The sequence below is a fragment of the Nitrococcus sp. genome, assembly GCF_059432795.1.
The window spans coordinates 1-10,428 of record NZ_JBXWZQ010000018.1 but is presented as its reverse complement, the minus strand read 5'-3'; the positions used below and the strand labels follow the sequence as shown (position 1 = coordinate 10,428).

Below are 10,428 nucleotides of genomic sequence, written 5' to 3'. Positions count from 1 at the left end.
GGGAGTGCTGTTTGTGCTCGCGGCGTGCTGGGGGGAGGTCGCCAACGCAAAGGAGCAGCCGCCGCCCGCGCAGGGCGAACTTACTCGACTGACACAGAGCCGCGCCAATAACCCGACCGAACCGCCGCATGTCGAGGAAATTTCCCGGCATCCCTCCGATCTGCCGCGCTCCGCGAATTACACGTTATACGAGGAAGGCGCTTTCTCGAAACGGGCAAAAACTCGCGACGGTTCGCTGACGATTGAAGCTCACCTGAAAATTCAGGAAGCCGTGGCAGAAATAGCGCGGGGAACCACGCTGGAATTGTGGACCTTCAACGGCAAAATACCTGGCCCGATGATTCGCGCTCGGGTTGGCGACAAGCTCGACTTTTATTTACATAATCCCAAAACCAACGCGTTCCTGCATAACGTGGATTTTCATGCCGTCACCGGGCCCGGCGGTGGAGCGGCCGCGCTCAATACCGTGCCCGGCTCCACGAGCCATCTCCAGGTCAAATTGATCAAACCCGGAATCTACCTGTATCACTGCGCGGCTCCGCCCGTTCCGCACCACATCGAACACGGGTTGTACGGACTGATCGTCGTGGAGCCGCGAGAAGGCCTTCGTGAAGTGGACCATGAGTATTATTTGATGCAGAGCGAGTTTTACACCAATTTGGGCGGGGACAAGGTCGCTGCAAACCTGGTAAACCAGGGTCGCCTGATCCATTCGGAAAAGTACGGGATGCTCGAGGAGCCTACCTTCGTGGTCTTCAACGGCCGCCTCAATGCGGTCACCGGCGCTCGGGCATTAGGCGTATACGCTGATCCGGTCCATGTTGGGGAGACCATACGCATGTTCATCGGCAATATCGGGCCGAATCTGATCTCGAGCTTCCACGTGATCGGCGAGCATTTCGACCGGGTATTCGTCGAAGGCTCTTTCAGCTTGGTGAACCAGGACATCCAGACCACGACGATTCCAGCAGGTGGGGCCGCGGGGGTCGAATTCAAGGTGGAAGTTCCGGGGACCTATATTCCCCTGGACCATTCGATTTTTCGGATGGAAAAAGGGGCCGTCACACACCTCGAAGTCACGGGAGCTAAAAACACGGATGTGTATCGCCCCATGAAGTGATAGCGCCGGGACCTGGCGGACACGCGCTCCACGGTGGTCAATGCCATCGCGGCCTCTCATCTCGGGAACCGCTGTATACTTGAAAGCAGGACGGGAGGCGTTGCATTGCGTCGGCTTCGACGACTCGGTTCCTCGCTAGAGCCCATCAAACCTGCGCCGGTTGGCGTGGGTTCTCGGAACTGCGGCCATGAAAGGCGTCGTTTTCAATCTGCTCGAAGAGGTCGTCACTGCGCAGCATGGTCCGTCGGCTTGGGACGACTTACTGGAGAGGGCGGGCCTCGATGGGGCGTATACGTCGCTGGGCAGTTATCCGGACGCGGATTTCTTCAATCTTGTAGAGGCGGCATCGTTTGCCAGGGGCAAGCCGAGTCAGGAAATCGTGCGCTGGTTCGGGCGCAACGCGCTTCCCTTGTTCGCCGAGCGCTATCCGCAATTTCTCACTCCGCACACCCACACGCGCGCGTTTCTGCTCACGCTGAACGATATCATCCACCCCGAGGTGCGCAAGATCTATCCGGGTGCAAACGTTCCGGTCTTCGAATTCGACACCGCCCAAGCGGATAGCCTTACGATTGGCTATACATCGGCGCGCAAGCTCTGCGCGTTTGCTGAGGGTTTGATCGAGGGAGCGGCGGCGCACTTCGGCGAGCGAGTCGAGCTCTCGCAGTCCCAATGCATGAACCGCGGTGACAAGCGCTGCCTGTTGATATGTTCGTTCAAATCGGCCCCCATCGGATAGCATTATGACCCCCCCAGCGGATTCCGGAGCAGCCTGGCAAAAGCGCTACGAACGCGAGCGCAAGGCACGGCTGGAAGCCGAGGCGATTGCTGAGAAGTCCACCCGGGAGCTCTACGAGCTGATCCAGGACCTGAAGAAGGCAGGCGAGGAGCTGCGGCAGGCCAAGGATGCGGCGCAGGCGGCCAACCTGGCCAAGAGTAACTTCCTGGCCAACATGAACCACGAAATCCGCACGCCGATGAACGCCATCATCGGCATGACCGAGCTGGTGCTCGACACCGATCTCACCGACACTCAGCGTGAGTACCTCGCCATGGTGCGCGAGGCGAGCGAGTCCCTGCTGGCGCTGTTGAACGATACCCTCGACTTTTCCAAGATCGAGGCGGGTAAGCTCGAATTCGACACGCACGGGTTCAGCCTGCGTGAACGCCTTGGCGATGCGATGAAGTCCTTGGCGTTTCGCGCCCACGAAAAGGGGCTCGAGTTGGCCTGTCATGTCCACCCCGATGTGCCGGATGCGCTTCTGGCGGACGTTCAGCGGCTGCGCCAGATCGTGATCAACCTGGTCGGCAACGCGATCAAATTCACCGAGCACGGCGAGGTGACGCTCGACGTCGCCTGCAGGTCGCAGAATAGTGACGATGTGAACCTTCACTTCACGGTTACCGACACCGGCATTGGTATTCCCGCCAACAAGCTGGAGAGCGTTTTCGAGTCATTCGAGCAGGCGGACATGACCACGACTCGCAAGTTCGGCGGCACGGGCCTGGGACTGGCCATCTCGTCACGGCTGGTCGATTTGATGGGAGGTCGCATCTGGGCGGAGAGTGAGCTCGGCCGCGGCAGTGCCTTTCACTTCACGGTGACGTTTCCGAGGGCAACCGACCCCCCGGCCGACGCGCAGCCGCTCGAGGCCGTTATCCCGCGCGATGTCCGTGCGTTGGTTGTTGACGATAACGCCACGAATCGGTTGATCCTCAACGAGATGTTGGCCAGCTGGGGCATAGCGGTGACCACCGCCGCCACTGCCGGTGGGGCACTCGCCGCCTTGCGCGCGGCTTACGATGAGGGGCGCCCTTTGCGACTCGTCATCAGCGATTGCCACATGCCTGGCGAAGACGGTTTCGAGCTGGTAGAAAAAATGAACCAGGACAGTCGCTTGTCGTCGGACACCCAGGTGATAATGCTCACCTCCGGCGGCCAAACGGGGGATGCCACGCGCTGTGAACAGCTCGGGGTTGCCGCGCATCTGCTCAAACCCGTGAAGCAATCCGAGCTGCTTGATGCCATCGCCGCGGTACTCGGGCTGGAGCTCAGCGAGGTGGCGGCCACCGCGGTCGAGGAGCAACGGCAACTCCAAGCGCTGCGGGTTCTCCTCGCCGAGGACAGCGTCGTCAATCAAAAGCTGGTTGCGGCCTTGCTGGAAAAGCACGGCCACGTTGTGGTGATTGCCAATAACGGCAAGGAAGCCGTGGCCGCCTATGATCTAGACCGCTTCGACGTCGTGCTGATGGACGTCGAAATGTCGGAAATGGATGGCTTGGAAGCAACCGCGGTGATTCGCGCGAAAGAAGCCAGGAGCGGCTGCCATGTGCCCATCATCGCGCTGACGGCGCACGCCATGAAAGGGGACCGCGAGCGATGCCTGGAGGCTGGGATGGACGGCTATGTCAGCAAGCCCGTGCGTGCCCGGGAGCTCTTTGACACGATAGCGGCGCTCGTAGCCACCGAAGCACGGCCGCCGGACGGTGAAATGCCGCCCGCGCAGGAGGACGGGACCAAAGCGGAGCCGGGAAGTGGAGCCGAGGCGCTCATCGATTGGTCGGCGGCATTGAAGACGGCGCAAGGCAATGAGGATTTTCTCAAGGAACTGGTGCAACTGGTGGTCGAGGAATCCGGGAAGCTCTTCGATGAAATTGACCGAGCGCTCGACCGAGAGGACGCAAAGGCCCTGCAACGGCCGGCTCATTCGCTCAAAAGTTCCTTGAAAGCCTTGGGAGCCGGCTCCGCCGCACAGGCGGCGGAACGCGTCGAGCGCGTCGGCCGCGAGAACCAACTCTCTGGTGCTTCCGAGGCGGTCTCTTGGCTGCACCAACGGTTCGGCCGGCTCGAGACTGAGCTGCGCGCGTTTCTCAACGGGGAGAAAACGCTCGCTTAGCGTCTTGCAATCAATACGGTGGGCAGATGCCGTCAACGCTCTCTTTTTACCGCCGGCGCGCCCGACCTGTCCATTACGATTCGCTCATTGTGCCGCCAGCCTCGTCCTCCGCTCTCGGCCTCGGCGTCATGCGGAACTCCAGTCAGGGAAACAGACCACGCAGGCGTTTCGCGGTCTCTACGCGTTGCAGCGCCTCCATCATGGCCGCCGTGCGCATATCGACCTTGCTCGCTTCGGCGCGTTGCAAGGTGCGCTCAAGCGCGTTGGTCAAGATGTCACGCAGGCGCGCGTTGACTTCCTCGAGAGGCCACATGAGGTTCTGCAGCCCCTGCACCCACTCGAAATAGGAGACGATGACCCCGCCCGCATTGCCCAGGATATCCGGCAGCACGAAGATTTCACGCTCGCTCAATATCTCGTCCGCCTCGAGCGTCGTGGGCCCGTTGGCGCCCTCCGCCAGGATCCTGCAATCGAGGCGTCCGGCGTTTTCCGCGGTAATCTGATTTTGCAATGCGCAAGGGGCGAGGATGTCGCAGTGGAGCTCCAGCATCTCGCGGTTCTCGATTTCCTCCCCGCAGGGACAGCCGGCGAGAATCTGGTGCTCGCGCACGTATTTGCGCAGCGCATCGATCGGCAATCCGGCCGGATTGTAGATTGCGGTGCTCATATCGCTCACCGCCACCACCCTGGCGCCGCATTCAGCGAGAAAGGCCGCGACGTGCGCGCCCACGTTGCCAAAACCCTGGACCACCGCCGTGGACTTTGCGAGCTCGACAGCGAGATGGCGACAGACCTCCTCGATCAAATAAACGAGCCCCCGCCCGGTCGCCTCATTGCGCCCGAGCGAGCCGCCCAGAACAATCGGCTTGCCTGTCACCACAGAGGGCACGGAGTAGCCGACGTGTTGGCTGTAGGTGTCCATTATCCAGGCCATGACCTGCTCGCTGGTGCCCATATCGGGCGCTGGGATGTCCTTGTCGGCGCCAATGATGCCAATGAATTCCAGGGCGTAGCGGCGCGTCAGTCGCTGCAGCTCGCTGCGGGTCAGCCCGTTCGGATCGATCCGCACCCCCCCCTTGGCGCCGCCGAAGGGCAGGTTCATGAGGGCGCATTTCCAGGTCATCCACATGGCTAGCGCGGCGACCTCGCCGAGATTGACGTCCTGATGGTAACGGATGCCGCCCTTGGTCGGCCCCATGGCGAGCACGTGTTGCACGCGATAGGCGAAGACGGTCTCCACCTGTTCGCGCTCATCGCGCCGAAACGGCAGCGTGGCGATCTGGGCGCGCTCGGGAAACAGCAGCCGTTGGCGAATGTTGTCGTCGAGACCGACGATGTGGGCGGTCTTGAGAAATTGCTGCTGGGCGAGGCGAAACATGGCCGAGGACCACTCGGCGCCGCGCGCGCGCGTGCGCTCGATGGCGTAGCGAATGGAGCGGATGAGGGAGACATCGTTGATTCGCTCCTTGAGCAGAAAGTCCTGCGCTCCGCTTTCGACGGCCTTGCCTGCGAGGCTTACGTCATCGAGGGCACTTTGAATGACGATGGGGACGTCTAGGGCTTGGGCACGCACACGATAAAAGGTATCGAGCGCCTCACTGTCCGGGAGCATGAGGTCGAGGAGCACAACGTCGATGCCGCCGGTAGCGAGTCGCGGCAGGGCTGCCGCCAGGCGCTCGACCGCCACGACCTCGAAGGCGGGCCGCTTCGACTGCCCGAGCAGTCTCTGTATCAGGCGGCTGTATACCGGGTTGTCCTCTACCAGGAGAACGGTAACGGGCTTGTCGGCCATAACAGCTCACTCCGCCGCATTAGGCATGGCGACAACGGCGAGGCGATCGTTGGCGCGGTGCCCGATGGGCATTTCTATCGGGAAAAGCGCCAAGCGTCGATCGCAACGCAGCGAAAGCCACATCTAAAGGTAATTATGTTCGATAACCACGACGCTTATTACCGGCGCCGGGGCTTTTTATGGGAAGGTCGTTACGGAATCTGGCGAGCGCTGCCGGCTAACAGCGGCCGCGCACGTTACGGATTGACTGAAAAGCGGTAGCCCGCGCCGCGCCCCGTCTGGATCAGCCGGGCGTGGCCGTGACCGGCGATCGCCTTGCGCAGCCGCCGGATGTGCACGTCCACGGTGCGCTCCTCGACGTAGACATTGGCGCCCCCCACGTGGTCCAGTAGCTGCGCGCGGCTGAAAACGCGGTCGGGGTGGGTCATGAAAAAGCGCAGCAAGCGGAACTCCGTGGGTCCCAACTCGAGTGGGTCCTCGCCGACCCATACCCGATGCGCCAGCGGATCGAGTGCCAAGCCGCTCACTTCGAGGCGCTCGTCGCCGGCCAGGGTTGCCGTGCGGCGCAGCAGCGCCTTGATCCGCGCGAGCAGCTCGCGTGGCGAGAACGGCTTGGTCACGTAGTCGTCCGCGCCGGCCTCCAGGCCTCGGACCTTGTCCTCCTCCTCCCCGCGGGCCGTCAGCATGATGATGGGCAGCTCACGGTAAGCGGAGTGCTTCTTCAACCGCCGCGCGAATTCGACCCCGCTCATGCCGGGCAACAGCCAGTCGAGCAGCACCAGATCCGGTTCGATCTCTTCGAGCAGCGCCAGAGCCGCTTCCGCTGAGTCGGCCTCATGCACGCAGTACTCGCCACGGGCGAGCGCCATCGTGACCATCTGCCGAATGGCTGATTCATCCTCGACGAGCAGAATGTTGATCATCCCGCGCCTTTGCACCGCAAGACTGCCGCGCATTAGAACTTACTAGAATGACAGTTTTATGACAGCCTCGCCCGGATCGGGCCGCGGTGTGTGAACTAGGTAGCGAGCGGCGGATCAAAATATTTGTCCGGCGTGGCATGCGGGGAGAGATGGCATGAGGCAGGCAGGCAACGACGATCGGACGACTGAGTGGTTCGTGCCGCGCGTCGGGCCACCGAAATTCCGCGTGCTGGTTGGCCTGCTTTTTCTACCCTACACTGCAATGGTGCTTGCCTATACGGTGATCGGGTCCACGCTCGCCCCTAGCGTCGATGGGGGCCGTGTCGGTGCCATCCTGGTCATTTATTTCCTCGCGCTGGGCGTTGGCGCCCATGCGCTGGATGCCTTCGGCAGTAAGGAAGTCAAGCCCTGGGGGGGCGTTTTCTCCGCGACGCAACTCGCCGTGCTCGCGGCAGTGTCGATCGGCGCGGCTTACGCGATTGGCATTTATTACATGGTGTTTCATACGCCGCTGCTCTGGGCGATTGCCATTCCCGAGGGATTTTTCCTTCTGGCTTACAATCTGGAGTGGTTCAGCGGGCGGTTTCACACCGACGGGTGGTTCGCCTTCTCCTGGGGCACCCTGCCCGTGCTCGCCGGCTACGTTCTGCAGACCAACCAGATCGCTTGGGCCGTTCTGCCGATCGCCGCCTCGGCGGGTTTTCTGAGCCTGGTCGAGATCAAAGCCTCACGTCCTTATAAGGCCTTGAAGCGCGCACGGCGCGAAGGTGCACAGGCGGGCGATGCCGCGCAGTTGGCCGTTCTCGAGCAGATACTCAAGAGCATCAGCGCCGGGGTTATTCTGCTCGGCGTCGGTTTGTTGTGCTGGCGCGGCTGGCGCTAGAGCGGTGCGGGAGTCGTCGCATGGGCTTCATTGAGTATTGGCAAGACACCCGCGAGCACCTCGATGATGAGCTCACGACTCAGATCCCCGAATTATTCTCCGCCTTCAGTACCCGGCAGCGTGCAACCGTCCAGCAAATCATCAAGCATGGCAAGCGGATACGTGGCTGTCTGGTCTGTCTGGTGAGCCAGGCGCTCGGTGGGCGCGTCGAGGACGCCTTGCCGCGTGCCGTGGCCATCGAGTGCATTCAGGCGGCCTCGCTCGTGCACGATGACTACGTCGATGACGACGTGTGCCGGCGCAAGGGTCCCGCCACCTGGACCGTGGAAGGGCCGCGCCGGGCGGTGCTGCTCGGGGACGTCATGTTCGCGACCGCAATCCAGTCGATGGTGGAGCTGAGCAATGCGGACGGCATTGTGGTCGCCCGTGCCATCGCCACGCTCGCCACCGGAGCCTATCAGGAGCTGCTGTTACTGGCGCAGCCCAATGACGGCGGAATGGAAACCCACGGGCCCGATGTCTACGAGCGCATCATCTATTTCAAGACCGGCGCGCTATTCGGCGCCGCCTGCCAGCTTGGCGCTATTGGCGCGGGCGCGCCCGAAGAGGTGGGCCGTAGCGCGTATGCCTTCGGAGCGCGGATTGGCGAGGCCTACCAGATCGCCGACGACCTCACCGAGATCGTCACCGCTTGGCATTCCCCTGAGAAGCTCATCGAAAAGCCGCCGGCGCTCCTTCCCGCCTGGCATTTTCTCGCCCGTAAATCCGGGCCGCCCCTTCCCCGCGGTCTCGCCGAGCCTCGCGAGGAAGCCGATGACTGGCGTCGGTACATGGACCAGGCGCTTATCCGAGGTATGGAGCAGGAAATCGACCAACGCGTGCGCGCGGCCGAATCTCAGCTCGGGCGGTTTCCCGTCAATTATTATCGGGAGATTCTGCGGGAGGCACCCGCAAGGATCGCGGCGCTGACGTTGTCGTCCGTGACTGCGGACTCCGTGGCTCAAAGCCCCTTCAATCGCGCATAGCCCGCCATTGCGGTCAAAAACACGCGGCGCCTGCAAGGCGTGATGTCTCTAAAAAGGAATCGCGACCGCCGCAGGAGAATCGAAGCTCTCCCGGGCGTTTCTTCGCGGAGAGACCGTGCGTTATCTCACCGCCCGCGCCTTGACAATGGCCGAGCCATAAAGCGTCAGATATTCAACATCGAGGTCATTGAACCCGCTCGCCTCGAGCGCTTCGTTGAGTTCGCAAACCCATTGCGACTCTTCGATGAGTTGTGGCAGCCCATGGTAGATTTCCCGCCAGGAAGGAAAAAAAGGCGTGCCGAATCGTTGCAGCAGCTTGAAATAAATCCGCCAAATCAAAACGAGATGGCGTTTCGGCGGGAAGGTGAAATCATGCATCAATAGCAAGCCGCCATTTGTCAGCATTTCCTTGCTGTTGCGGATAAGGCGTTGCAGCTCGGCGTACTTGGCGAGATAGGAAGAGCTCACGCAGTCGAAAGGCAGTTCAGAGTGATAATCTTCCGCGCGGCAGAGCACCCATTCGATGTTGGTTATTCCTAACCGCTGGCTCTTCTCGCGGGCGATGTCCAGATATTCCTGCCGTAACTCCACCCCGACGATCTGGCAGCGCGGATAACGTTTCGCGATGGCGAGCGTCGAGAGCCCCGTGCCGCAGGCGAGGTCCAGGATACGCTCGGGATTGGGCGGCATGAGCGCGACCAGCCGGCGCTTCCAGAGCCGGTCGATGCCCAGGGTGGCGAAATTGACCATGAAGTCGTAGCTGCGGCCGGTTCCGGCGAAGAACCGGTGCACGAGGGCGAGCCTGTCGTCGCGCTGCTGCATCACGTCGCCTTGCGTCCGGGCATCTGGATGGGGTGGATTCCGCGGCGCGCCACGCTGCCGCCTGGCGCTAGCCATAGGCCTCGGCTCGGATTGTATCGTAGGCCCGAGCCAGATCGACCCGGATGAGTCCCGCCGTCAGTCGGGCGAAGTCCTCGCGCGCGACCAGTGTCGAGAGCTGCCTGGCCTCGCTCGGCAGGCCCAGCTTGTCGGCGGCCTTGAGGACCTTCTTGTCCGCGTATGGATAGACCTCCTCCCAGACCAGCTGCACCTCGCGCAGAAAGATATCCGCACCGGTATCACCGATGCCTTTGAACTCTTTCAAAAGAGTCTTCTCCTGGGCGGGGTCGTGCTGCGCTCGCTCACGCAATCGGCGCAGATCGCCGCGATAGCGGCTCAGCACGAGCTCGGCGGTTTCGCCCAGCAGCGTGGCCGTGCGCTCATCGTAGCGCTTGTAGCCATGCCAGGTGATGACGTCGACGCGCTGCTGCCAAGTGGCTTGGGCCATTTTCCCGGGGGTCGTATAACCTGCCTTGCGCAGCGCCGTCGCAGCCTCCATGGCATTGGCGGCGGCAATGCGCGCGCTCAGCAAAAGGGCGATGGTGAGCAATTGGTAGAGCGCCGAGGGCGTGTTTTTTTCCAGCCGGCTGCCGCCTTCCTGAGCATAGGTGGTGCCGTATCGTCGCAGCACGGCCGCGGCAAGCGTCTTTGGCGTGATCGCTGTCAAGTGGCTACCCGCCCGGCGTGGTGGCTTGCTCAGCGGCGTTGCCACCCACCGATTCCCCGCCAATGAGTATTGGTCGTTTCGACGGTGTTCCGATAGTTCCAGCTTGCCACATAGACTAGTGTCATGTCACGCATGAAACGTCGGATATAGGCGCTTCAGTTTGATGCGTGCGTCTTGCGCGGTGAACTGCCAGTTCACCTTCGCCTGGAGTTGATCGCGATGCACCTGCCAGGCTGAGATCT

General features: G+C 62.0%; 9 protein-coding genes. 5 read left to right on the top strand and 4 right to left on the bottom strand.

The genetic code is table 11. The features are described 5' to 3' along the window. The 3 genes from nirK to AC52Q4_RS01890 form a co-directional block, all read left to right on the top strand. The coding region (gene nirK, locus AC52Q4_RS01900) for a copper-containing nitrite reductase (RefSeq protein ID WP_495535109.1) at window positions 1-1,120 on the top strand (1,120 nt) is incomplete at its 5' end. A gap of 187 nt (window positions 1,121-1,307) precedes the next feature. After that, a complete protein-coding gene (locus AC52Q4_RS01895) occupies window positions 1,308-1,859 on the top strand; it encodes a heme NO-binding domain-containing protein (RefSeq protein ID WP_495535108.1) in 552 nt (183 codons plus the stop codon). Between the two features lie 4 nt (window positions 1,860-1,863). Then, window positions 1,864-4,017, top strand: coding sequence for a hybrid sensor histidine kinase/response regulator (locus AC52Q4_RS01890; RefSeq protein ID WP_495535107.1), 2,154 nt, complete (start codon window positions 1,864-1,866; stop codon window positions 4,015-4,017). Window positions 4,018-4,159: 142 nt separating this feature from the next. Here AC52Q4_RS01890 and AC52Q4_RS01885 read toward each other — a convergent pair whose 3' ends face one another. Both AC52Q4_RS01885 and phoB read right to left on the bottom strand, forming a co-directional pair. Then, window positions 4,160-5,809 carry a Glu/Leu/Phe/Val family dehydrogenase gene (locus AC52Q4_RS01885; RefSeq protein ID WP_495535106.1) on the bottom strand — a complete coding sequence of 550 codons (1,650 nt, stop codon included), beginning with the start codon at window positions 5,807-5,809 and terminating at the stop codon, window positions 4,160-4,162. Window positions 5,810-6,045: 236 nt separating this feature from the next. Continuing rightward, on the bottom strand, window positions 6,046-6,732 hold the full coding sequence (phoB, locus tag AC52Q4_RS01880; protein ID WP_495535105.1) for a phosphate regulon transcriptional regulator PhoB: 687 nt from the start codon (window positions 6,730-6,732) through the stop codon (window positions 6,046-6,048). Window positions 6,733-6,886: 154 nt separating this feature from the next. On the opposite strand from phoB, the gene AC52Q4_RS01875 reads away from it, so the two are divergent. Together AC52Q4_RS01875 and AC52Q4_RS01870 are read left to right on the top strand one after the other, a co-directional pair. Further along, window positions 6,887-7,615 (top strand): hypothetical protein, encoded by a 729-nt coding sequence (locus AC52Q4_RS01875; protein ID WP_495535104.1) that lies wholly within the window; start codon window positions 6,887-6,889, stop codon window positions 7,613-7,615. Between the two features lie 20 nt (window positions 7,616-7,635). After that, complete coding sequence (locus tag AC52Q4_RS01870) at window positions 7,636-8,640, top strand: polyprenyl synthetase family protein (protein WP_495535103.1); 1,005 nt, start codon at window positions 7,636-7,638, stop codon at window positions 8,638-8,640. 120 nt (window positions 8,641-8,760) lie between these two features. On the opposite strand, the gene AC52Q4_RS01865 is transcribed toward AC52Q4_RS01870, so the two are convergent. Together AC52Q4_RS01865 and AC52Q4_RS01860 are read right to left on the bottom strand one after the other, a co-directional pair. Then, on the bottom strand, window positions 8,761-9,462 hold the full coding sequence (locus tag AC52Q4_RS01865; RefSeq protein WP_495535102.1) for a class I SAM-dependent methyltransferase: 702 nt from the start codon (window positions 9,460-9,462) through the stop codon (window positions 8,761-8,763). Between the two features lie 67 nt (window positions 9,463-9,529). Then, window positions 9,530-10,231 carry a hypothetical protein gene (locus AC52Q4_RS01860; protein ID WP_495535101.1) on the bottom strand — a complete coding sequence of 234 codons (702 nt, stop codon included), beginning with the start codon at window positions 10,229-10,231 and terminating at the stop codon, window positions 9,530-9,532. Window positions 10,232-10,428: the final 197 nt, after the last annotated feature.